General features: G+C 45.7%; 16 protein-coding genes and 3 tRNA genes. 7 read left to right on the plus strand and 12 right to left on the minus strand.

Annotated features, from left to right (window positions below; translation table 11 throughout):
- Nucleotides 1-86 precede the first annotated feature (86 nt).
- Nucleotides 87-3,956 (plus strand): EAL domain-containing protein, encoded by a 3,870-nt coding sequence (locus tag RBK99_RS03935; RefSeq protein WP_317503328.1) that lies wholly within the window; start codon nucleotides 87-89, stop codon nucleotides 3,954-3,956.
- Between the two features lie 8 nt (nucleotides 3,957-3,964).
- On the opposite strand, the gene fadJ is transcribed toward RBK99_RS03935, so the two are convergent.
- Nucleotides 3,965-6,091: a fatty acid oxidation complex subunit alpha FadJ gene (gene fadJ, locus RBK99_RS03940; protein WP_317503329.1), complete on the minus strand. Its 2,127-nt coding sequence runs from the start codon at nucleotides 6,089-6,091 to the stop codon at nucleotides 3,965-3,967.
- Nucleotides 6,091-7,401, minus strand: a complete 1,311-nt coding sequence (fadI, locus tag RBK99_RS03945; RefSeq protein ID WP_317503330.1) for an acetyl-CoA C-acyltransferase FadI — start codon at nucleotides 7,399-7,401, stop codon at nucleotides 6,091-6,093. Before fadI ends, fadJ begins: the two co-directional genes overlap by 1 nt.
- A 211-nt stretch (nucleotides 7,402-7,612) precedes the next feature.
- Between fadI and RBK99_RS03950 the strand changes: the two genes are divergently transcribed.
- The 6 genes from RBK99_RS03950 to RBK99_RS03975 are packed head-to-tail and all read left to right on the plus strand — an operon-like array spanning nucleotide 7,613 to nucleotide 14,536.
- Nucleotides 7,613-8,569, plus strand: a complete 957-nt coding sequence (locus RBK99_RS03950; protein ID WP_317503332.1) for an AAA family ATPase — start codon at nucleotides 7,613-7,615, stop codon at nucleotides 8,567-8,569.
- Nucleotides 8,569-9,528, plus strand: coding sequence for a DUF58 domain-containing protein (locus RBK99_RS03955; protein ID WP_317503333.1), 960 nt, complete (start codon nucleotides 8,569-8,571; stop codon nucleotides 9,526-9,528). Before RBK99_RS03950 ends, RBK99_RS03955 begins: the two co-directional genes overlap by 1 nt.
- Nucleotides 9,510-10,004, plus strand: coding sequence for a DUF4381 domain-containing protein (locus RBK99_RS03960; protein ID WP_317503334.1), 495 nt, complete (start codon nucleotides 9,510-9,512; stop codon nucleotides 10,002-10,004). The genes RBK99_RS03955 and RBK99_RS03960 overlap by 19 nt, the downstream gene beginning before the upstream one ends.
- A complete protein-coding gene (locus RBK99_RS03965; protein WP_317503335.1) occupies nucleotides 9,994-10,980 on the plus strand; it encodes a vWA domain-containing protein in 987 nt (328 codons plus the stop codon). Before RBK99_RS03960 ends, RBK99_RS03965 begins: the two co-directional genes overlap by 11 nt.
- Nucleotides 10,977-12,827 carry a vWA domain-containing protein gene (locus RBK99_RS03970; RefSeq protein ID WP_317503336.1) on the plus strand — a complete coding sequence of 617 codons (1,851 nt, stop codon included), beginning with the start codon at nucleotides 10,977-10,979 and terminating at the stop codon, nucleotides 12,825-12,827. Before RBK99_RS03965 ends, RBK99_RS03970 begins: the two co-directional genes overlap by 4 nt.
- Complete coding sequence (locus RBK99_RS03975; RefSeq protein ID WP_317503337.1) at nucleotides 12,821-14,536, plus strand: BatD family protein; 1,716 nt, start codon at nucleotides 12,821-12,823, stop codon at nucleotides 14,534-14,536. Before RBK99_RS03970 ends, RBK99_RS03975 begins: the two co-directional genes overlap by 7 nt.
- 62 nt (nucleotides 14,537-14,598) lie before the next feature.
- Here RBK99_RS03975 and ppiD read toward each other — a convergent pair whose 3' ends face one another.
- From ppiD to RBK99_RS04025, 10 genes are all read right to left on the minus strand, one after another.
- Nucleotides 14,599-16,467, minus strand: coding sequence for a peptidylprolyl isomerase (gene ppiD, locus RBK99_RS03980; RefSeq protein WP_317503338.1), 1,869 nt, complete (start codon nucleotides 16,465-16,467; stop codon nucleotides 14,599-14,601).
- A gap of 152 nt (nucleotides 16,468-16,619) precedes the next feature.
- Complete coding sequence (hupB, locus tag RBK99_RS03985) at nucleotides 16,620-16,892, minus strand: nucleoid-associated protein HU-beta (protein ID WP_011234253.1); 273 nt, start codon at nucleotides 16,890-16,892, stop codon at nucleotides 16,620-16,622.
- Nucleotides 16,893-17,196: 304 nt separating this feature from the next.
- Complete coding sequence (lon, locus tag RBK99_RS03990) at nucleotides 17,197-19,518, minus strand: endopeptidase La (protein WP_317503339.1); 2,322 nt, start codon at nucleotides 19,516-19,518, stop codon at nucleotides 17,197-17,199.
- A 121-nt stretch (nucleotides 19,519-19,639) separates the two neighbouring features.
- Complete coding sequence (gene clpX, locus RBK99_RS03995; protein WP_317503340.1) at nucleotides 19,640-20,911, minus strand: ATP-dependent protease ATP-binding subunit ClpX; 1,272 nt, start codon at nucleotides 20,909-20,911, stop codon at nucleotides 19,640-19,642.
- A 28-nt stretch (nucleotides 20,912-20,939) separates the two neighbouring features.
- A complete protein-coding gene (gene clpP, locus RBK99_RS04000; protein WP_317503341.1) occupies nucleotides 20,940-21,560 on the minus strand; it encodes an ATP-dependent Clp endopeptidase proteolytic subunit ClpP in 621 nt (206 codons plus the stop codon).
- A gap of 99 nt (nucleotides 21,561-21,659) precedes the next feature.
- Complete coding sequence (tig, locus tag RBK99_RS04005; protein ID WP_317503342.1) at nucleotides 21,660-22,961, minus strand: trigger factor; 1,302 nt, start codon at nucleotides 22,959-22,961, stop codon at nucleotides 21,660-21,662.
- A 182-nt stretch (nucleotides 22,962-23,143) separates the two neighbouring features.
- Entirely contained in the window at nucleotides 23,144-23,371 is a 228-nt protein-coding gene (locus RBK99_RS04010; RefSeq protein WP_317503343.1) for a hypothetical protein, read from the minus strand.
- 97 nt (nucleotides 23,372-23,468) lie between these two features.
- Nucleotides 23,469-23,545: transfer RNA gene (locus RBK99_RS04015), tRNA-Pro, on the minus strand.
- A 27-nt stretch (nucleotides 23,546-23,572) separates the two neighbouring features.
- Nucleotides 23,573-23,648, minus strand: a tRNA-His gene (locus RBK99_RS04020).
- A 26-nt stretch (nucleotides 23,649-23,674) separates the two neighbouring features.
- Nucleotides 23,675-23,751 (minus strand) — tRNA-Arg (locus tag RBK99_RS04025).
- Nucleotides 23,752-23,854 lie beyond the last annotated feature (103 nt).

Raw genomic sequence — 23,854 nt, forward strand, 5'->3', positions numbered from 1 at the left:
GCCTTTGACAGCAGCCTATTCCCTCGTTATCTTAACGATATATTAACAATAAAGAGCTGCTAGAGTAGCCACTAATTAGGTTTTTCGTGACTTTTACTTTGCTTATCAGAACACTAAGCTCTGCTCTTCTTCTATGCTGTTTATTATACGGAAGTTTCAGCTCTCAGGCTCACGCGCAGGTTACCTCCGGGACTAGCTCTGTTCATCACTGGTCCTATGCTGACGGACTCCCTAGCAACCATATTAATAGCCTTATCGAAGGCCCCGATGGATTCGTATGGATTGCGACGAGAAACGGCCTCAGTCGTTTTGATGGAAAAGAATTTTATAACTACTTCAGGAATCCCACCAAACAAGGTTCGTTACCCTCAAACTATATTGAACATATTTTCTTCAATAAAAAAGGTGAGCTTTGGGTGGGCACCGATCAGGGCATCGTTAAATTTCAACCGCACACCAACTCGTTTTTAGCGTTCGAATTACCGACACCCAACTTAGAAACTAACGTTGCTGTAAAGCACATATCAGAAGACGAACAAGGTCGCCTGCTCGTCAGCACTCAACGATCTATTTATCGGTTTAATCCAATAGAAAATACCTTCGAACCGTTAAATTTGACCTACAACAACCACCCTATTGAACAAGTTCATTATATGTATCGCGGCAAACGCTGGTATTGGTTAAGCACTGAAGAGGATGGCCTGTACGTCTGGGACGGCTTTTCTCAAGAAGTCTTTGCTTTGAATAAGCAAAACCCGATCGCGGATAAAATCCCCGGTAGCCGCCTTTATTCCGCTTTGTATTACCGAGAGCAACTTTGGATGGCAACCGATAAAGGTCTGGTCGTACTCAATAATGAGCTTCGCTTGAGCCCCCTTCCTTACTCTCTTAAAAACGTAAAAAGTCCCACTCACGTCCATCTGACTAAAAGCGACGATATTTTATTGAGTACCTTAAGTGGGCTTTACAAGCTTAAAGATAGTCAGTCAGAAACACTGCTTGAACGACCCTTTAGCGCCGCGATACAAATCACCAGAGGCGATATTTTTGCTTTCTCAGACGACCGGGGGCTGTTTCAAATAGACAGTCCTTTCGCCCCATCATTACTCGCTTCCATTGCCCGCGAAAGATCGAGTAATGCCAGCGCCCAGATTCCAAAAATAATGCAACAGATAACTGCTGCGGTCAAAGATGCGAGCGGAAACTGGTGGCTAGCAACAGAGCTCGGTTTGCTCTTTTACGACACATTGCAAACAGAGATATCGGAACTCAACTACTACCCGAACAGCAAACTTCAGGTGAGTGCGGTTCGTTTATTTGCCGACCATCTTTATTTGCTAACTCGATCAGGCCTTTTATATCGTTATAGCCTCATCGATAAAAGCTGGAGTCACATTTCCGACGCAAAACTCCCGGCGGACCCAAATGCTCTTAGCTTGACACAGTTAGGGCAAAAGATTTGGCTGCACACTAAAACAGAAGCAATAGCGATTGATCAATTTGGACACGTCTCGCAGAGAAAACTTATCGCTCCAGCAGACTCTAAGTTTACCTTCGCTCCACATATTACATCAGAAAAAATAGGGCCCGCAGGCTATTCAGTCGACTTTACGGTGCCATTTCCTGCCGCGCCTAAAGAACTCGTTTACCGTTACAAGTTCGGTTCTCAAAAGAACCCTTGGCAATTGTTAGACCAAGGCTCATTGCAGCTTAAGTCGCTTTCTCCGGGCCTGCATCGGCTAGAAATTCAGGCTTCGATTAATAACCAGAACTGGTCACAGTCAGCCGTAGTCAGTCTCGGTGTCACTAGACCGCTATGGCAAAGCCCGCTGGCCTGGGTCGGCTACGCTTTTGTCGCAGCCCTTATTTGCGTTAGTTATTTCCTCTGGAACCGGCGAAAGCAATCCAAAATAGGCTATGAAATTCAGCAACTTCGCAGGCAAGCTAAGGGTTTACAGTCTAGTGGTTACCAGTGTTGGGAGTGGAATTTACGCTCAGGCGAGCTCATACGCCAAAATATTTGGGCAAATTGTCCGGCATTTCCTGTGGATGGCAAACGTCTCGGATTTTCTGGAGGACAGTCCAATGTTCATCCTGAAGACTTAAACCGCCTACAAAAAAATTTGGAGCAACATCTGAATGGACAATCAGATATTTTCGAATGCACTTACCGGCTTGACAATCAGGGCAGCTGGCTTTGGGTCCTTGATAGAGGGCAATTAAAAAACGACGAAGAGCGACAAACAATGTTTGGCACTCTAAGTGACATTAGCAGCCTGGTCAGTTCTGAAGAAAGAATCAACATGCTCGCATCCTCTATTACCAATATCTCGGATGGTATCTGTATTTTTGACCGCTTTTTCCGTAAGCGTGAAGTTAATAATGCCTTTGAGCGTATTAGTGGGTTTCAGCGCGATCAGGTTATGGGGCAACTATTTGCGCTTCCATGTTACCCCGAAAGTTTTGTTAACCAGATAAAGCGAGCGGTCATTAAGGACGGTACCTGGAGAGGTGAAATCACCGATGTAAAAGCCGACGGGGATGAGTTTCTAATGGAACTTACACTGGATGCGGTTCGTGACGACAATGGCGAAGTATCACTGATAGTTGCTAGCTTCTCTGATATTACAGAAAGACGGCATACAGAAAACGAACTGCGCCGACTTTCGAATACAGATACATTAACCGGATTACCAAACCGTTCCTATTTTCAAGTGAGTCACTCTAATTTAGTCCGGAAAAAGGTTTCCCACACATTATTGCTGTTTGATCTGGATGACTTTAAGAAAATCAATGACTCCCTGGGGCATGAAATAGGTGATGAACTGCTCTGTCAGGTAGCAGAGCGTCTAATGGATATTGGCCGCAGGCAAGATACGCTTTACCGCCTGGGAGGAGATGAATTTGGGTTACTCATTGAAGACAGTGTAGATATCAACCTCATTGGTGACTTAGGAAACCAAATAAACCTCAAGGTATCTGAACCCTATTTTATCCAGCAGCAGGAAATTGTCATTGGCAGCTCAATTGGCATTGTCCTTTATCCTCACGACGGGCAAACCTCGCAAGAGCTGCTGCAGAAAGCTGACATGGCCATGTATCATGCCAAGCAACGCGGAGGAAATTGTTACCAGTTCTTTAGTCAGTCAATGAACGAGAATGCGGTAAAACGACTCAAGCTTGAAAACGAGCTCAGGGCGGCTTTAAAAGCGAATAATATTAGAGTTTATTATCAGCCTAAAATTGAAATTAGCTCTGGCCACATTGCCGGTCTGGAAGCTTTGGCTCGCATCGAAAGCAATGACGGCTCTATGATTAGCCCAGCTGAGTTTATCCCGCTAGCAGAGGAAACCGGACTGATCATTCCTTTAGGAGAAGAAGTTTTACGCCAGTCCTGTCAGGATATGAAAAAGTTCATGACTTACCCGGGTGCGCCAAAGAGCATCGCCATCAACTTGTCGGCTCGCCAGTTTATGCAGTCCAGTCTTGCGCTACAGATTGAGCAAATCCTACGCGAAGAGAACTTGCACCCTCGCCATGTCGAATTTGAAATAACTGAAGGCATGGTTATGAGCGATCCTGAACGCGCCATTACGATGATGGAGAACTTATCTGACATGGGCGTTAAATTGGCACTGGATGATTTCGGTACAGGTTACTCTTCGCTGTCTTATCTTAAACGTTTTCCGATGAACAGCCTGAAAATTGATAAAGCGTTTGTGGATGACATCACCATTAATGATAAAGATCGCAATATGGTGGCTTCTATCATCGGAATGGCACACAACCTGGGGTTAAAAGTGGTTGCAGAAGGAGTTGAAACAAAAGCACAGTTGCAGACATTAAAAAGCCTCAAATGCGAATACATTCAAGGCTTTTACTTTGCGAAGCCGATGCCAGCTGACGCGCTAATTCAGTTTATAGAGCAGCACAACAAAGCCACTGCTCAGGCATAGACTATTCTTTACTGGTAGAAGCTCCAGCCATTTTCCACCATTTGTTTAAGCAACGGCGCAGGCGTGTAGCGTTCGCCTCGCTCCGTAGCCAGCTTTTCCAGTTTATTGACGATTGTTTCTAACCCCTGACTGTCCATATAGCGGAATGGTCCGCCCAGGAAAGGTGGGAATCCAATACCAAAAATTGCGCCAATATCACCGTCACGCGGACTCCGAATAATCTCTTCGTGTAAACAATACGCCGCCTCATTTAACATCGGCAACAGGCAAATATCGACAATCTCTTCAGCCGACTTGCTCTGCTTCGGATCAATATCCAGCAAAGAGTAAACTGATGTATCGACAGGTTTACCTTTAACGCCCTTACCGTATTGATAGAAGCCTTTTTGATTTTTCTTGCCCTTACGGTCATCATCAATAAGTTTTTCAAAAGCTTCAGGCGCCTCAAAACGATCACCGAGTTCTTTTACTAAAACAGGCGCCACTTTTGCGGCAACATCAATCCCAACCTCATCGAGCAGTGTAATAGGGCCCACAGGGAAGCCAAACTTCACCAGAGTTTTATCTAAGTGCTCAATCGGTTCTCCGGCTAATAACAGGCGGGCCGCTTCATTCATGTAAGGCGCTAAAATTCGGTTAACATAGAACCCTGCCCCATCTTTTACCACTATCGGTGTTTTACCTTGCTTCTTAGCTAATGACACTGTGGTTGCTATGGTTTTATCCGAGGTCTTAGGGTGCGTAATAATTTCCGCCAGCGGCATTTTATCTACCGGAGAAAAGTAGTGAAGTCCAATAACCTGCTCCGGACGCTTCGCCGTGGCTGCTATTTGGGTAATTGGCAGTGAACTGGTATTGGTTGCAAAAATAGTCGATTCAGCCGCATGTTCTTCAACATCAGCCACCATTTTCTGCTTCAGGTTAAGATCTTCGAAAACGGCTTCAATAACCACATCGGTGCGTTCAAATCCGCTGTAGTCAAGCGTTCCACTCAGCATCAACATGGTTTTTTCAAGCTCAGCACGGCGCATATGACGACGTTTAACCTTTTTGTTTAAACGCTCATAGCTGTAGTGCAATGCGTTACTAACACCCTCTTCGCTAATATCTTTAATGCGAGCGGGAATGCCCGCTTTAGCGGCAGTAACGAAGGCAATACCACCGCCCATCAGACCACCGCCAAGCACGCCAACACGCTTTACTGTGTCAGGCTTAACGCCGTCAGCACCCGTTTCCTTTTTCATTTCTGTTGTGGCGAAGAAAATTTGGCGCAGCTGATAGGATTCCGGTGTCATTGCTAACTCACCAAAACTGCGAGCTTCTTTATCTAAACCAGCCTCGCGTCCACGCTCTACACCGTCGCGAACCGTCTGTATGATTTTATCAATTGCCGGATAGTTGCCCTGAGCTTTTTTTTGCGCCTGCTCGTTCGCTTTCTTAAAAATGAAGTCACGGCCAAAACGTGTAGCTTCCAGAACCCTGCTAAAGCCCGTAAGCGGCGGCTTAGTTGATTTTGGCTTTCGTTTCAATGCGTGCTCTACCGCCACATCCAAAAGAATACTTTGGGGGACGACCTCGGCGACTAGTCCCGCCTTTTTGGCCTGCTTCGCGCGCAGCTCTTTGCCAGTCAGAATCATGGTCAGCCCCTGCTGCACACCAACCAATTCAGGCAAACGCTGAGTACCACCACTGCCGGGTAACAAACCTAACTTCACTTCCGGCAACCCCATCTTTGTCTTACTGCTGTCTGTACAGATTCGTACATGACATGCCATAGCTAATTCGAGACCACCGCCTAAGCAAGCACCATTGACAGCGGCCACGACAGGCACTTTTAACTGTTCGATACGGTCAAACATAGCCTGTCCTTTTCGCGCCAGGCTTTCCGCGTCTACGGCGTTTTCGCAGCCATCAATCATATTGATATCAGCACCAGCAATAAAAGAGTCCGGTTTCCCGCTGATAAATACAACACCTTTGACCGAGTCATCGCTTTCAAGTCGGTTCATCAAACTGCCGACTTCTTCTGCAAATGAGTCTTTTAAGGTATTCATCGACTCACCAGGGACATCAATCGTGATTACCGCGACCCCGTCGTCCCTTACTTCCATAGTGAACGCTTTATCCTGACTCATTATTCTGTCTCCACAATCATTGCTGCACCTAAACCACCGGCGGCACAAGCCGTTGTTAAACCAACTCCCCCACCACGGCGGCGCAATTCATTCAAAGTCTGCGTGATCATTCTGGTACCGGTTGCGGCAAATGGGTGGCCGTATGCAATAGAACCGCCCAGTACGTTAAATTTATCCATGTCGATGTCGCCAATGGCTTTGTCGCGACCCAGTTTCTCTTTTGCGAACGTGTCGCTGCCAAACATCTTAATGTTCGCTAATGTCTGGGCTGCAAACGCTTCATGCATATCGACAAGATCTAAGTCGCCCAAAGTCATACCCGCCCTTTCCAGAGCAATAGGTGTAGAATATGACGGTCCCATCAACATATCTTCTTCAACCTGCAAAGCAGCGAACGCATAGCTGCGTAAGTAACCCAAAACCGGTAACCCAAGCTCTTTCGCTCTACTTTCCGTCATCATGAGAACCGCTGAAGCGCCATCGGTTAGAGGCGTGCTATTTGCTGCCGTTACCGAACCATGTTTACGGTCAAATACCGGCTTCAGCTTAGCTAATTTATCCACCTGACTTTCGCCGCGGATATTGTTATCACGACTTAAGTGCTTCTCATAGGGCTCGGGATAGGCCGTCATGACTTCATCATTTAACCAACCCGCTTCCCAGGCTGCGTGCGCTTTTTGATGTGAACGCACTGTTAGTTCGTCTTGGTCGGCACGGCTGATATTGTGTGTTTTTGCCATTTGCTCAGCCGTTTCTCCCATGCTTAATCCGGTGCTATATTCGGCAATAGCGGGCGGCACTGGTAATAAATCTTTAAAGCCCAACCGTTTGATAATAGACAGCCGTTGCCCCAGAGATTTCGCTTTATTTAAATCGACTAACGCTCTGGCAAGACGCTTGCTGACGCCAATAGGCAAGACAGAAGAGGAGTCAGCACCACCCGCAATACCTCCTCGGACATGCCCGGCTACCATAGCCTCTGCGATATTTACAGCGGACTGAAAACTCGTCGCACAAGCGCGGGAAATACTATAAGCATCGGTGCTGACGGGTAAGCTGGTACCGAGCACAATTTCTCTGGCGATATTTGGCGCCTCCGGCATTTGCACTACCTGCCCAAAAACCAGTTGTTCCACCCAATCACCGTCAATTCCGGTTTTATTTACTAGCTCTTGTACCACCATTTTGCCTAAGTCGACGGCGGGTACACCATGAAAATCGGTTGCCTGTTTCGCAAATGGCGTTCTTAAGCCTGCTACAAAGGCAATCCTTTCACCATTAACCGTTAGCAAGCGTTGCGCTGCTGTCATAATAATTCCTCACTTCAATAACCAATACTGGTCTGACCACAAAATATATTACAAATTCTAGCCCTTAATAGAGCAGATTAAAACCACCGTTTTCGGTAAAGTAGGCTGTATCGATTGAAAATACGGAACAAAGACAGCATTGTTGCTGTCATTGCTATGCAGTATTGACAGCATAGTCAGTTTTCGCTGATAACAACAGCCTGGAGTAAACATGACCGCAACCGCGTTTCAACAACTACAGAATTACCTAAATCGGCAAGTTCTTGGGCAGCCAGATTTTACCAAAAATCTTTTAATCGCCGTACTGGCTGACGGTCACCTGCTTGTCGAAGGCCCTCCCGGGTTAGCAAAAACACGTGCTGTGCAAGCACTGGCAAAGGGTATTGAGGGTGACTTTCATCGCGTACAGTTCACTCCCGATCTTTTACCAGCCGATTTAACCGGGACCGACATTTTTCGTCCCGAGACTGGACAGTTTGAGTTCCAACAAGGGCCTTTGTTCCATAATTTAATTTTGGCAGATGAAATAAACCGAGCCCCCGCAAAAGTTCAGTCGGCTTTGCTGGAAGCGATGGCAGAAAGACAAATTACCGTCGGCCAGCGCAGTTACCCTCTGTCTAATCTATTTATGGTTTTAGCGACACAGAATCCGCTAGAGCAGGAAGGCACATATCCGCTCCCCGAAGCTCAGCTTGATAGATTCCTGTTGCACTTAAAACTCGACTACCCTGATGCCGAAACTGAACAACAGATTTTGCGACTCACTCGCGGAGAGGCATTATCGGGTGACCTTGATATACCCAAACCTTTAACACAGCAAGAGCTGTTTAATGCGCGTCACGAAGTCTTACAGTTATATTTAGATGAAGCGGTTGAACACTATTTGGTTCAGCTGATTATAGCGACGCGTCAACCGCAGCGCTATGACCAGAACTTAGCCCAGTGGATTGGGTATGGCGCCAGCCCAAGGGCTACTATTGCCTTAGAACGTTGCGCACGAGCAAGAGCTTGGTTGGATGGTCGTGACTTTGTAACTCCCGACGATGTTATCAGCGTTTTTCATAATGCCTTACGTCACCGAATTATTCTGAGCTATCAGGCAGAAGCTGACGGCGTATCACATGATCAGGTTCTGGATACCATTCTTAAACTTGTACCGGCTCCATAATGTTGAAAACCGATGTAGACCAATGGCTTAAGCAGTTGCGTTGCGATGGCATCAGTCTGGGCATTCAGGAGCTGCTCTATTATCGTAGTAAAATTAATGCGTTTGCCCGGCATCATAAAAGCCTACCACGCTCGAGTCAGGCAGGGCCTTTGCTTAGCAAAAGCCGCGGCCGTGGAATGGAGTTTGATGAGGTTCGTCATTACCAGGCCGGCGATGATATTCGTTCTATAGACTGGCGAGTCACCGCCCGCACAGGTAAGGCTCATACGAAGCTCTACCGTGAAGAGAAAGAACGTCCGGTATTTATTTGGGTCGACTTACCTTTAACTCAGTTTTTTGGTAGTCAATTCCTGTTTAAGTCGGTACAAGCTTGTCATTTAGCGGCAGCTTTAGCATGGCAGGCCCAACATAAAGGCGATCGCATTGGCGGGCTAATCGGCAACGGCTGGCTGCATCAGGAATTGAAGCCTGCCGCCCGGCAAAAAGGGGTATTAACACTGTTCCATAGCCTGATGGAAATTCACAAAGACAGCTTAAGCCGCTGGAGTCAGAAACAGCAACAACAACAAAACACTTTAGATGAAAACCTTAAGCGCTTAAGGCAACTAGTAAAACCAGGCAGCACAATTTACGTTATCAGTGACTTCTACGGTGCCGATGAGCATCTATTGGACGGGTTGCGGGTACTGTCTCAACACAACTCTCTCCGTTGCTTTGGCTTATACGACCCCATGGAGCATGAGTTACCAGAGGGCTATTCACCTCATCCTTTAGCTATTACCGATGGACAGCAACAAATCGATATCAATCTGGCGGATAGTCACCAGCGGCAACACTATCACAGTGCAGCCGCACAACGCTGGGAAACGATACAGCAAGCATTCAGACAGCGCCGGTTATCGTTTACTCCAGTCTCAAGTGCCATTCCTCTGGAGCAACAATGGACGGAGATAACATGATTCAGCAGCCGTCAATAGAACAGCTCAACGACATTGTTGAACCTAGTCAAGCCAGCTGGTGGCCGCTCTCATGGCTGACCATTGTTGTAGGCCTCGCTGTACTCGCCACCGTAATAACTTTGATGTTGGCATTGATGAAACAACGGCAGAAATCCCGAGTGCGTAAAGCGGCAATACAGCAGTTGTCTCAGAATACAACCGTCAGCGTCAATCAATTGACCATTTTGCTAAAACGCACGGCTCTTGCTTATTATCCCCGCAAAGTTATCGCTGAAAAGCACAGTAGCGAATGGCTAAACTTTTTGTTAGCTCCGTTATCCAACAGGGAAAGACAAGCCTTTAATCAATTACCTGAGCAGGCCGAAAAGAACTTCTACGGCGTTGCTGAAGAGAGCTTTCGCCAAAAGTATTATCAATTAGCTAAGCTATGGCTCAGTAAGAACTTAAGCAAACAACCGGGAGCCAATGATGTTTGAATTTGACTGGCCTTGGCTGTTTTTTCTATTGCCTTTGCCCCTAATTGTCTGGAAATGGATACCCGCGGTTCGTAAAAGCCGTTCGGCTATACGTTTACCCAGTACCTATGGGTTATCCGGCAGCCGTCAGCGGATGAGTCACCGCTGGGTGTTGTTGCTATTGATGAGCTTATGTTGGTTCATGCTGATTACTGCCGTTGCTAAACCTCAATGGCTGGGAGAACCGCTGGCCGTTAGAGCAGAGGGACGGGAGGTTATGTTAGCCGTTGATTTGTCAGGCAGTATGGAAATAGCCGACATGCAGCTTAACGGCCGTTCGGTCGACAGGCTGACGATGGTCAAACACGTTCTGAGTGACTTTATTGAGCGTCGCAAAGGCGATAGGCTCGGTCTCATTCTCTTTGCTGATACGGCTTATTTGCAGACGCCCATGACTTATGACCGCAATACCGTCAAACAGATGCTGAATGAGTCAGTACTGGGGTTGGTAGGCGAGCGCACGGCCATCGGCGACGCAATCGCCCTCGCTGTTAAAAGGTTCCGCGACGACGAAGAGTCAAACCGCGTTCTGGTGCTTTTAACTGATGGCCAGAACACTGCCGGTAGTTTAACTCCAGATCAGGCCATCGAGCTTGCTCAGGCTTATGACGTCACTATCTATCCAATTGCGGTTGGCGCCGAGGAAGTCGTTGTCGATAGCTTTTTTGGCCAACGCAGAGTCAATCCAAGTCGGGACCTCGATGTGCCCCTTATGCAACGTATTGCGAAAAAAACCGGCGGAAAGTATTTTCGTGCCCGCAGTACTGAAGAACTTAAAGAAATTTATAAAAGGCTGGATCAACTCGAACCAATTGCCGGCGATCCTCAGCAGCTTCGTCCGCGAGTCAGTCTATTTTACTGGCCGTTAGCCGCTGCTTTTCTTCTGTTTATTGTTAGTGCCATGATGCATTATCGCCCTTGGGGGAGAAATTCATGAGTGAACTGCATCTATTACGTCCTTGGTGGCTGCTCGCATTACTGCCGGTGTTATTACTATACTGGCGCTTACTCTACAGCCAAAAACATCAAGCTGGGTGGCACCAATGGCTGCCGGGACATTTATCAAAAGTACTGGTTAAATCAGGCTCTAAGCCTTCGCTGTGGCCTGTTCACCGTTTCTTGCTCATTGCTGCGCTGGCCACAATTGCGCTATCTGGCCCCACCTGGGAAAGAATGCCACAACCCGTTTATCAGCTGGAATCTGGCCAGGTTGTCATTATGGATATGTCACCGTCGGTGCGTGCAAGCGATATTTCCCCTACCCGCCTGACTCGTATGAGATTCAAAGCCATTGATTTGGTCCGCTCGGGACTCGATGGAGACACCGGTCTTATTGCTTACGCTGACGATGCCTTTATCATTAGCCCGTTGACTGCTGACAACCGAAATTTAATTAACCTTATTCCGTCGCTATCGCCAGAGATCATGCCCGCCTCCGGAAGTGAACCATTGCGTGCATTGCGACTTGCCGACAAGTTACTTAAAAACGCAGGCTATCCTCAAGGCGATATCTATTGGTTAACGGATGGTGTCGACAGCCGCGAACTGAGTTCTCTGAGCGATTATCTTCGTTCAATCGAACATCGTGTTTCAATTCTGGCTGTAGGAACAGAGGAAGGAGCTCCCGTGCGCGACAGCTCGGGACGCTTGCTCAAAGATAACAATCAGGTTGTTATTGCTAAAACCTACCCGTCGCGCTTAGCTGATTTAGCCAGCATTACGGGAGGTGTCTTCACCTCCGTAACAGCAGACAACCAGGATATAAAAAAATTAGTCAATCAAGCGCCTCTGACCCGTGAAGGTAAAGACAGTAAGAACGAGCAACAAGGCGACGCATGGCGCGATATGGGGCCCTACATTGCCCTATTCATTCTCCCTATCATTTTATTTAATTGGCGCAGGGGTAGTATGCTAAGCCCTATCGTCATTGCCTTGCTGTTACCAACATCATTGTTCAGCCCGGGGCTTCGTGCAGCACAAGAGCCATACTGGCCACAGACCTTTCTCAATAAGGAACAACGCGCACAGTTGCTCTATCAAAATAAAGAATTTAAAGAAGCTGCTAAGCTAAGCGAAAAGCCACTACGGGTAGGATCAGCTCTTTACCGTCAGAAAGACTATGAAGCAGCAGCGACGGCGTTTTCTCAAAGTCAATCAGCAGAAGCTCAATACAATTTAGGTAATGCATTGGCTCAACAACAGAACTATGAAGCGGCGATTAGTGCCTACAACAATGCTCTTGAAATGCGCCCGGAGTGGGTTGAAGCTAAAGAAAACAAAGAGCTCGTTGAAAAGCTGATGAAACAAAGTTCAAAAGGCTCTGGTAGTTCAGACAAAAAATCTGAAGAGTCCGACTCCAGTGACAGTGAAAAATCCAGTAACGACTCTGAGAAATCCGATAAGCAATCCGGCAAACAAAATAATAATTCCAGTAATAACGCCGGCTCGCCGAACCCAGATGAAAGTGGTCAGAAAAACAGAGAGCCGGAACAGAGCAAAGAAGAAGAAAAAGAATCCAAGCAAGAACAAGAATCATCATCGGAGCAGCCCCCGAAAGGAGTTGCTAAAGATGAAAATGAAACGAAACAAGCGCCTAACCAACAGCTTCAGGAGAAGGTCGCCAGTGGCGAGATTGACCCAGAAAAGGCACAGCAACTGAAGCAATGGATGAATCGTGTCCCTGATGACCCTAGTATATTGCTACGAAACAAAATGCTTCTGGAAAGCCAGCGTCGACGTCAGAACAGAGCCTCAGAACCGCAAGGAGAAGATAAAAAATGGTAAGAGTATGGCTACGCACCATCCTAACGTTCAGCCTGTTGTTCGTTCATCAAATAGCTCAGGCTGATGTATCTGAGGTTACTGCGACGGTCGATCGCAATCCTGTTACGGCCAATCAATCCTTTGTCTTAACAGTTACCGTCAATGGTGATGTGACAAACGAAAGCTTCTCACCGTCAAAGTTACTAAAAGACTTTGTTGTTGGCAGAACGTCTGTCAGCCGGCAAACGTCAATTATTAACGGGAATTTAAGCAAACAGACTCAATTTACAACGGTGCTTATCCCTCAGTCACCGGGTGAATACAGAATACCTTCAATTACCATTGGAGGTGTTTCATCAGCGCCCATTACAATGACAGTTCTGGAGGCCGGAAGCCTTGATAATAACCAACAAAAAATAGCTTTTCTTGAAGCCCGGGTTGACAGTCAGAACGTCTACTTACAGCAGCCAATAACCTACGTTGCCCGGCTTTTTCTGGCAGCAGACTTAAACAAGGGTAACTTAATCCCACCACAAGCTGAGCACGCAGACGTTCAACAAATTGGTAGTGATGAGGAAAGTACCCAAATGGTTAACGGCCGCCGTTATAAGGTCTATCAACGGGTTTATCAAATCACACCAAGCCAGTCTGGTTCGTTAAGTATTTCCGGTGCCCGTTTTAATGGTGAGGTATTTACACAGGGCCAGAGTTCCATTTTCTCGTCTTTTTCTAATACCCAGCCAGTCAGCACGATAGCCGAAACCATTGATGTTCAGGTACAGCCTATACCCGATAGCTGGCAAGGAAGTTGGTTACCGAGTAACTTAGTGAGCATTTCACAATCGGTGTCCCCTGAACGAGACAGCTATACCGTCGGCGAGCCTATTACTCTCTCCTATATGCTGACCGCTGTCGGTGTAAAGCCCGAGCAGCTACCTAAGCTCACCCCCGATTTCCCAGATACGGTAAGAGTCTATCCCGATGGTGAAGAAACCGATCAATTCACACGCAATGGAGTGGTTATTTCTCAGAAAACGGTGAGTTTTGCGTTGGTGCCCAACGAAGCCGGCTCGCTAGTGATCCCTGCCCTAACCATTCCATGGTTTAACACAAAAACAGGCACTACTGCTTCAGCTCAAACAGAGGAACTAAATTTTTCTGTTACTTTAGCGGAGGGCATGCAGGCCGCTGAAACAAAAGCGCTGGAAACCCCAACTCCTGCCTCAGAAGTACAAACCGACAGTGAGAGTGCGAACAAGCCCCTTGTTATACATGACTCCGTTTGGTGGAAGCAAGGTTGGTTACTTGTCTTACTGGCCCTTATTTTAATCCTGTCGCTCATAGTTAATGGTTATCTTTACCGTAACCTTATAACTGCCAAGAGTAAGGGCATGAAGGAAGTAAAAAGTAATACAAAACCAGACTTAAACAAAGATAAGCTCTGGCGGGAGTTCCAAAACGCCTGTAGTAAAAATGACGCATTGCCAACAAAAAACGCCTTACTTAAATGGGCTAACCAATATTTCAATGTTACCTTTAATAGCTTAACGGAACTGTCACAACATCTTTCAATACAGAACGAATGCCGACAACTTCAAAAAAGTCTATACCAACCAGGAACACACTCCTGGAAAGAAGGTAAAGAACTGTATAAGAAGGTAAAAGAATCATTAGAACGAGGAGATAAAAAGACTAACAAAGATCTTATGCCTTCTCTTTACGGCAATTAGCTGCATAAAAAAGGGGTCAAACATTGATCGTTTGACCCCTCTATCGCTTTACATGAAACGTTTTACTGAGTTGATAAACGTTTTATATCAGCATCTCTTTTCAAGTTGTTAATGAAAGCCTGCAACATCACTTGCGCTTTTCGATTCTGCAATTGCTTTTGCAACTCCGCAAACTGGCTCCCTTCAACATTACCGGCAGATACATTGCTTAACATAACAACGGCGGCGTCACCATTAGGTAGTGCTACTGTATTAAAGCTACTGCTTTCGCTTGCTGATGGAGACATAGCAAAGAGTTCCTGCACAACGGCGCCTGGGTGCTGTTGATTATTTCTAGAAACGCTCTCTAACCAGACAACACCATCGCCAGGTACTTCTCCGGCTTTCCAAGTTTCCATCCATTGCTCAGCTTGGTTAAGGGCCAATTCCTGAGCCTTATCAACACGTAATTGAGCGACAATTTGCTCCCGAACTTCATTCAGGTCTTTTATTCTTACCGGCTGATGTTCAGTGACACGTACAACCAATGAGCGATCATCGGAGGTTTCGATAATTTCACTGTTCAGCTTTTCTTGAATTAACCGCTCTGAGAACAGGTTATTCAGAATAACGTCGTCACTCAACGGCGTTGGCGCCCTATCGCGAGAAAACAACTCAGTACGGCGCACAGTTGCTCCAATTTCTTCAGCCGCCGGCACTAAAGTATCCGGTTGCTCAAAGCTAATTTCGGCAAGCTTTTGCTGCTTTTCAAAATAGCGATCTTCGGCTTTGCCAGCTAACAACTGCTGCCGAACTTCGTCTTTTACCTCGCTGAACGGCGTGACAGATCCTTCTCGTACGTCTGTCAGCTTAATAATATGATAACCAAAGCTGGTCTCAACAATGCCAGATAAATCACCAACTTTTGCTAAATCAAAAACTGCCGCATCGAAATCTTCATCCATCATGCCAGCTTCAATCCAGCCAAGATCACCACCTTGTTCAGCTGAAAATGTGTCATCCGAATACGTTTTAGCAACTTCTGTAAAGTCAGCCCCTTGCTTAAGTTCCGCTAAGGCCTGCTCTGCTTTTTGTTTTGCATTTTCCGTACTTGATTCGATTAGAACATGCGACACCCGACGTTCTTCTTCAGTCGTATACTGTTCTTGGCGCTGTTCATAATAGGACTTTATTTCTTCATCAGAAATTTCAATATTCGATTCGATAGCAGCCAATGACAGCTCAACATACGCAACGCTGAGTTTTTCTTTGGTACGAAACATGGACTGGTTCTGTTGATAAAAAGCTTCTATATCTTGCTCTGTAATATCAACTTGCTCAGTGAATGTCTCGTTTTCAGCAACCAGAAAACCGCCCGACCGGGTTTGCTTCTGTAACCGAAGGAAAGCCAAAACTTCAGGTTCAAGCACAAACTCTGATGCAGAAAGAGCTCGCAGCAGCTGGTTTCGAGTCATATCCTGTTGCATGACATTGGCAAAAGCTTCTGGGCTGTAGCCAGCATTTCGCAATGCCATCAAATAGACATCGTTATCAAACTGTCCTGCTGTACGAAATTGCGGAATATCACGAATGGCGGCTTTAACTTGTTCAGGCCCCACTCTCATGCCATTCGCTTTAGCGTATTGCAATAAAAGTTCTTGCTCAACAAGTTGTTCTAAAACGCCACTGCGTAATTCACGCATGTAGTTTGGATCGGACGTTATAGCCGAAAACATGTCGCCGAACTGTTCCTGTAAGCGACTGCGTTCGTTTTCATAGGCACGATCGTATTCACTACGAGTAATTTCTTCTCCATTAACTTTTGCGACTGCGTCTTCTGTGTCACCGGTGATATACCCGCCAACACCGGCTAGTGCAAAAGTTAGAATGATTAACACAAGAATGGCCTTAGCAGTGTAACTCTGCGAGCCTTCCCGAATCCGCTCTAACATAATAAGGCTTTCCTTATTTAACCAAAATAAACGAACCACATTATAAAGTGATTCGCTTTAAAACTCACCCTGCATACAAAAAAATAACCCGAGGTTTATAAACCTCGGGCTACTAGTATTATTCTTTAAAAAAAGCGCTAGAAGCGCTTTAATTAATTTACTGCGTCTTTCAGTGCTTTACCTGCTTTAAAAGAAGGTACTTTAGCAGCAGCGATCTGAATAGTCTCACCCGTTTGTGGGTTACGACCAGTACGCGCAGAACGCTCACGTACGCTAAACGTACCGAAGCCAACTAATGCGACTTGGTCATCTTTTTTTAGAGCATCAGTTACTGCATCGATCATTGAGTCCAGAGCACGACCAGCAGCAGCTTTAGAAATATCTGCACCTGCCGCGATTTTGTCAATAAGCTGAGACTTGTTCACAGTATCATCCCCTTAGATTGTTATTATCAAGTTTCCGTGGTTCCATTCGGATTTAAATGGGCCAAAACGGTTATATCAAGCTTGATTTAATTGTTCAAGCACCATTATTTCCAAATGGCTTTCTATCCAGCCGTTCTTATGTCATACATTTGAATCAGCTTTAAACTCTAGGCTACCACAGTCGTTCCGATTGAAAACCCTTTTTACTCACTTTTTAACGAAAAAATGCGGTCTGAAGCGCTATTTCTCACCTGCAGACCGCATTCTAGCGTTCAAATATGACTTTAGTATTAAGTCTTGATTATTACTTAACCAAAGCAACATCCAATACTTCATCAATCCATTTAACGGGTTGAATCACCAAGTCTTCTTTTACGTTATCAGCAATTTCTTTTAGATCACGCTCATTTTCCTTAGGGATTAACACATGTTTAATCCCTCCACGATGAGCGGCTAATAGTTTTTCTTTCAAGCCGCCAATAGCTAAGACTTCCCCGCGCAAAGTTATTTCACCGGTCATGGCGACATCAGAACGCACGGGCTTACCGGTTAATGATGACACCATTGCCGTTACCATTGCGATACCTGCACTAGGTCCGTCTTTTGGTGTAGCCCCTTCAGGTACGTGAACATGAATATCACGCTTTTCATGAAAGTCATCGGCAATGCCTAACTTGTCGGCCCGGCTTCGAACCACTGTCAGGGCCGTCTGAATAGACTCCTGCATAACATCGCCTAATGAACCGGTTGTGGTTGTCTTACCTTTACCAGCAACATTCGTAGCCTCAATAGTAAGTAAATCACCACCAACTTCAGTCCAGGCCAAGCCTGTAACTTGCCCTACCTGATTGGCTTCTTCCGCTTTACCGTAATCAAAGCGTTGCACACCTAAGTAGTCGCTTAGATTGTCGCCGGTAATTTCAACGTGCTTGATGGATTTATCCAGCAAAATTTCCTTCACCGCTTTGCGGCACAGGCGAGATAATTCGCGTTCAAGGTTACGCACACCAGCTTCACGTGTGTAATAACGGATAATGCCTATTATTGCACTGTCCTGAACAGTAATTTCTTTCTTTTTCAATCCATTACGTTCAATTTGTTTCGTCAGCAGATGTCGTTTAGCAATATTAAGCTTTTCATCTTCGGTATAACCTGACAAGCGAATAACTTCCATCCGATCCAATAGTGGTGCAGGAATATTCATACTATTGGATGTCGCTACGAACATTACGTCAGATAAATCGTAGTCAACTTCCAGATAATGGTCGTTAAAGTTAATGTTTTGCTCAGGATCCAACACTTCTAATAGAGCAGACGCAGGATCGCCTCGCATGTCTGCCGACATCTTATCGATCTCATCTAACAGGAACAGCGGATTGCGAACACCAACTTTCGCCATTTTCTGAATTAACTTGCCTGGCATCGAACCAATATAAGTACGCCGGTGGCCTCGTATCTCTGCTTCATCACGAACACCACCAAGCGCCATACGGATATACTCACGACCTGTCGCTTTTGCTATCGATTGCCCCAAAGAGGTCTTGCCAACCCCCGGAGGGCCAACTAAGCAAAGAATGGCACCTTTTACTTTTGTCGTTCGTTGCTGAACGGCTAAATATTCGATGATGCGTTCTTTGACTTTTTCTAAACCATAATGATCAGCATCCAACACTTGTTCTGCATTAGCTAAGTTTTTCTTAATGCGAGAGCGCTTTTTCCAGGGGACCGATACCATCCAATCAATGTATCCACGCACGACCGTTGCCTCGGCCGACATCGGAGACATCATTTTCAATTTTTGTAATTCAGCTTCGGTCTTTTTCTTGGCCTCAGCTGGCATTTGAGCGTCATCAATTTTCTTCTGTAGCTGCTCAAATTCATCGACGCCGTCTTCAGTTTCGCCCAACTCCTTTTGAATGGCTTTCATCTGCTCATTCAAATAATATTCGCGTTGGCTTTTTTCCATTTGCTTTTTAACGCGGCTGCGAATGCGCTTCTCGACCTGCAAGATATCAATCTCACCTTCCATTAGCGCCATTAGATGTTCGATACGCTCGCGAACATCTGTAATTTCCAAAATGGCCTGCTTTTCCGCAAGTTTTAGCGGCATGTGAGCGGCCATTGTATCGGCTAATCTATCGCCATCTTCGATACCAGACAGTGATGTTAGTACTTCAGGTGGTATTTTTTTATTCAGCTTCACATAGCCTTCGAACTGATTCAGTGCTGAACGAATCAGTACTTCTTCCTCTTTCTCTGGCAATTCTTCTGCTGCCAAGTAATGAATGCTGGCTTTAAAATACTCTTCGTTGTCCTGCAATTCATCCAGCTGCGCGCGTTGCTTCCCTTCCACCAGTACTTTTACTGTGCCGTCAGGTAATTTTAACAGTTGCAGTACCGTCGCTACGGTACCAACCTGATAAATATCATCATTCGTTGGATCGTCAACAGAAGCGTCTTTCTGCGCTGCCAGAAAAACTTGTTTATCCTCGTCCATAGCCGCTTGTAAGCATCGAATCGATTTTTCACGACCGACAAACAGCGGAATCACCATATGCGGGTAAACCACTACATCTCGCAACGGCAGAACTGGCATCGTTAATTGTTCGGTGCGTTCTTCGCTCATTAAATTCTCTCCCGACCTAGGTTTACTTTCTTATATGCGGTCTTTACCTGAAAGTTCAATCCTTGACAGAAAAAAAGGGCCATTCCGGCCCTTTTTTGAACACTTTTAAAACAGTTTCGTATTATTCGCCTGAAGCCTGTTTATTTTTTTGCTGATTCGCATAAATTAAAATAGGATCTGATTCTCCTGCAATTACAGACTCATCGACCACTACCTTAACCACACCCTCTACAGACGGTAACTCGTACATCGTTCCGAGTAAAACACCTTCTACTATAGAACGTAAACCACGAGCACCAGTCTTACGAATCATCGCTTTCTTCGCAATGGCTCTTAATGCATCCTCACGAAACTCGAGCTCAACATCTTCCATTTCGAACAACGCAGAGTATTGTTTCGTTAACGCGTTTTTAGGTTCACGTAAAATTTCAACAAGGGCTTCTTCATCCAGTTCATCCAGTGTTGCCACAACTGGCAGTCGACCAATGAATTCAGGGATTAAACCGTAGCGAACCAAGTCTTCCGGCTCAACCTTGGCAATGATAGCCCCCTCTTCACTTTGCGTCTTACTTTTTACTTCTGCACCGAAACCAATACCGGTTCCAGTCGATAGGCGCTGCTCGATGACTTTATTCAAGCCAGCAAAAGCACCACCACAGATAAACAAGATTTTTGATGTATCAACCTGTAAAAATTCTTGTTGCGGATGTTTCCGGCCACCCTGTGGAGGTACGGAGGCAACCGTTCCTTCAATCAGTTTCAACAAAGCCTGTTGTACACCTTCCCCACTCACATCGCGGGTGATTGACGGATTCTCTGATTTGCGTGAAATCTTGTCAATCTCATCAATGTAAACAATGCCTCGCTCGGCTTTTTCAACATCGTAATCACATTTCTGCAAAAGCTTCTGAATAATGTTCTCAACGTCTTCACCAACATAACCCGCTTCAGTTAGCGTTGTAGCATCAGCCATGGTAAAAGGAACATCCAGGTAACGAGCCATCGTCTCAGCCAGGAAAGTCTTACCTGACCCTGTTGGGCCAATCAGCAAGATATTACTTTTGCCCAGTTCAACATCTGCTTTGCCTGAGGCGCGTAAGCGTTTGTAATGGTTGTAAACCGCTACTGACAAAACTTTCTTAGCGCGATCCTGACCAATAACATAATCATCCAAATGCTTACGAATCGCTTTGGGTACAGGCAATTCATCCTGTTCCGGCACTGGAGAGAGTTGATGAATTTCTTCTTTCAGAATGTCATTACACAGCTCTACGCACTCATCGCAGATGAATACGGACGGCCCGGCAATGAGCTTCTTAACTTCGTGCTGACTTTTGCCACAAAAAGTGCAATAGAGCGGCTTTTCGCCGTCACCTTTGGACTGATCCGTCATGCTTATCTCCTAACTACTAAGTGCCAACTCAGGATTCTTCACCACGCTGGCGTAAAATACCATCAACCAGACCATAATCGATTGACTCTTCTGCCGTTAAAAAGTGATCGCGATCAGTATCTTTGGCCACTTTTTCGTAATCCTGACCTGTGTTCTCAGATAACATACGGTTTAAGCGCTCTTTCAGATCCAAAATTTGCTTAGCATGAATTTCGAAATCTGACGCTTGTCCCTGAAATCCACCTAATGGTTGATGGATCATTACTCGTGAGTTTGGCAGACAATAACGTTTCCCCTGAGCTCCGCCTGCTAATAAGAACGCTCCCATACTGGCAGCTTGTCCCATACAGACAGTGCTCACATCCGGCTTAATAAACCGCATGGTATCGTAAATAGCCATACCAGCTGTCACCACGCCACCGGGTGAATTAATATATAAATAAATGTCTTTATCAGGATTATCTGATTCTAAAAACAATAACTGAGCCACGATTAAATTGGCCATATGGTCTTCTACCTGACCACAGCAAAAAATAACACGCTCTTTTAATAAGCGTGAATAAATGTCGTAAGAGCGCTCCCCTTTTGAAGTTTGTTCGACAACCATAGGGACTAGCTGTGCCATTGGATCCTGAATATCGCTCGACATGTTTTATAAAGCTCCTGAAATAAAAATGGCTCGTATGAGGTCATACGAGCCATTAAACCAAGCTGTAGCGGGACCCGTCAAGGATTCCGTTACACGAGATTACTGTTGCTTCGGATTCATGATGTCATCAAAGCTGGCTTTTTTATCTTTAACCGTCGCTTTTTCTAACACGAATTCGATAGCTTGCTCTTCTAACGCTAAGTTACGAACTTGCTGCATCATATCGTTGTTTGATTTGTAGTATTCAACAACTTCCTGCGGATCTTCATAAGCAGAGGCTGCAGTAGCAATGATTTCATCAACTTTCTTATCATCGGCTTTAAGTTCATTACTGCGAATTACTTCACCCAATAACAAACCGACTTTAACACGTTCTTTTGCCTGTTCTTCGAACAATTCTGCCGGTAAATCAGGCATCTGTTCTGCGTTACCGCCAAAGCGCTGAGCTGCTTGCTTACGCAATTGATCAATCTCTTGATCAATCATTGATTTTGGCAATTCAACATCGTTATTTTCAACAATGCCTTTCAGCACTTGTTCTTTAACTTTTGCTTTTACTGCATTCTTAAGTTCGCGTTCCATGTTCTTACGAACTTCTTCTTTCAATGCGTCAACGCCGCCTTCTTTCACCCCAAACAACGCCACAAACTCGTCGTCTAGTTCAGGTAAATCGCGAGCTTCGACTTTCTTCGCCGTAACCACGAATTGCGCTTCTTTACCTTTCAGGTTTTCAGCGTGATAGTCTTCAGGGAAAGTGACCTCAATCGTCTTCTCTTCACCTGTTTTAATACCTTTAATTTGATCTTCAAAGCCCGGAATCATACGGCCTTCGCCTAATTCCAGAGCAAAATCTTCGGCTTTACCGCCTTCAAATTCTTCACCGTCGATTGAACCAACAAAATCCATAGTGACTTTGTCACCTTTTTTGGACTTACGCTTAACTTCTTTCCAGTCAGCGTGTTGCTTCTGCAAAGTTTCCAGCATGTTGTCGATATCTTTATCTGTCACTTCGACAGCCGGCTTTTCTACTTTTACTTTATCCAGATTTAGCACTTCCACTTCTGGATACACTTCAAACGTTGCAGTGAACTCAAGATCTTTACCTGGTTCATTGACTTTAGGTTCAATTGCAGGTGCACCAGCAGGATTCAATTTTTCCTGCATAACGGCTTCAAAGTATTTACTTTGCATGACGCTTGATGCGGCACGTGAGCGAGCTTCACGACCAAACAGCTTTTGCAGAACGTTTGGCGGAATTTTTCCTTTACGGAAACCATTCACGCGACGATGGCGATATTCTTCTTTTAATAAGCGTTTTACTTCGCTATCAATTGCATCTGCCGGGACTGTTACAGTCACACGACGCTCTAAACCTTGAGTTGTCTCTACAGAAACCTGCATTGCTTCATTACCTCGGTTTCAATCAATGAATGTTACGCGCATCAATTTATCATTATAAAAAATAAGATGCGGCAACGGCGTTGACCTTTAAAAATGACGCAGCATTATAGCGAGGAGACCGCTCGGAGTCGAGTCCCCGAACGGCAATTTTTAAGCTTCCTTTTGACAAAAGGGAAAAATTACTAAGATTTCCCCTCAAGCTTGAGCAATAGATTATTGATTTCACCGAGCTTATCGGGTTTGGTTCCGGCCATATTTTCTTGATCCGCCACCTCAGTCTCAAGCTCGTCGTAACGCCACTGCGTTAGAACTTCTATTTTTTGCTCTGTCGACAGTTCAGGATCTTCCACCACCGCTTGGGGGGAATCAAACGCTTCAGCGGGATTCTTTAAACTTTTCTTAAAGTCCATAACAATACTCCAACCAAGAGTTAACACGAAATTTATTAATAGGGAATAAGTTAAATGTAGCAGCAGTGGATAAAAAGAAAAAGGGGGAAGACTGTAATGGTCGGCGATGCAGGATTTGAACCTGCGACCCCTTGGACCCAAACCAAGTGCGCTACCAAACTGCGCTAATCGCCGTAATACAGGAAATTTTCAAGAAAGAAATGGGGTGGATGATGGGACTTGAACCCACGACAACCGGAATCACAATCCGGGGCTCTACCAACTGAGCTACACCCACCACTGAGTTATTGCTTTGGCGCGTTCTGGCGCACCCGGCAGGATTCGAACCTGCGACCCACGGCTTAGAAGGCCGTTGCTCTATCCAACTGAGCTACGGGCGCATATCGAACCATTTCACCGTCAAGAGAATGGTCGGCGATGCAGGATTTGAACCTGCGACCCCTTGGACCCAAACCAAGTGCGCTACCAAACTGCGCTAATCGC

Origin of the sequence: Idiomarina solivarensis (genome assembly GCF_033052755.1) — a bacterium.
In the GTDB taxonomy this organism is placed as follows: Bacteria; Pseudomonadota; Gammaproteobacteria; order Enterobacterales; family Alteromonadaceae; genus Idiomarina.

Coding starts and splice junctions, on each gene's coding strand:
- RBK99_RS04010 (WP_317503343.1), bottom strand. CDS start 23,371: ATGGACTTTAAGAAAAGTTTAAAGAATCCCGCTGAAGCGTTTGATTCC.
- tig (WP_317503342.1), bottom strand. CDS start 22,961: ATGCAGGTTTCTGTAGAGACAACTCAAGGTTTAGAGCGTCGTGTGACT.
- RBK99_RS03960 (WP_317503334.1), top strand. CDS start 9,510: ATGGACGGAGATAACATGATTCAGCAGCCGTCAATAGAACAGCTCAAC.
- clpX (WP_317503340.1), bottom strand. CDS start 20,911: ATGACGGATCAGTCCAAAGGTGACGGCGAAAAGCCGCTCTATTGCACT.
- clpP (WP_317503341.1), bottom strand. CDS start 21,560: ATGTCGAGCGATATTCAGGATCCAATGGCACAGCTAGTCCCTATGGTT.
- RBK99_RS03965 (WP_317503335.1), top strand. CDS start 9,994: ATGATGTTTGAATTTGACTGGCCTTGGCTGTTTTTTCTATTGCCTTTG.
- fadI (WP_317503330.1), bottom strand. CDS start 7,401: ATGACAGCAGCGCAACGCTTGCTAACGGTTAATGGTGAAAGGATTGCC.
- ppiD (WP_317503338.1), bottom strand. CDS start 16,467: ATGTTAGAGCGGATTCGGGAAGGCTCGCAGAGTTACACTGCTAAGGCC.
- RBK99_RS03970 (WP_317503336.1), top strand. CDS start 10,977: ATGAGTGAACTGCATCTATTACGTCCTTGGTGGCTGCTCGCATTACTG.
- fadJ (WP_317503329.1), bottom strand. CDS start 6,091: ATGAGTCAGGATAAAGCGTTCACTATGGAAGTAAGGGACGACGGGGTC.
- RBK99_RS03955 (WP_317503333.1), top strand. CDS start 8,569: ATGTTGAAAACCGATGTAGACCAATGGCTTAAGCAGTTGCGTTGCGAT.
- lon (WP_317503339.1), bottom strand. CDS start 19,518: ATGAGCGAAGAACGCACCGAACAATTAACGATGCCAGTTCTGCCGTTG.
- RBK99_RS03975 (WP_317503337.1), top strand. CDS start 12,821: ATGGTAAGAGTATGGCTACGCACCATCCTAACGTTCAGCCTGTTGTTC.
- RBK99_RS03950 (WP_317503332.1), top strand. CDS start 7,613: ATGACCGCAACCGCGTTTCAACAACTACAGAATTACCTAAATCGGCAA.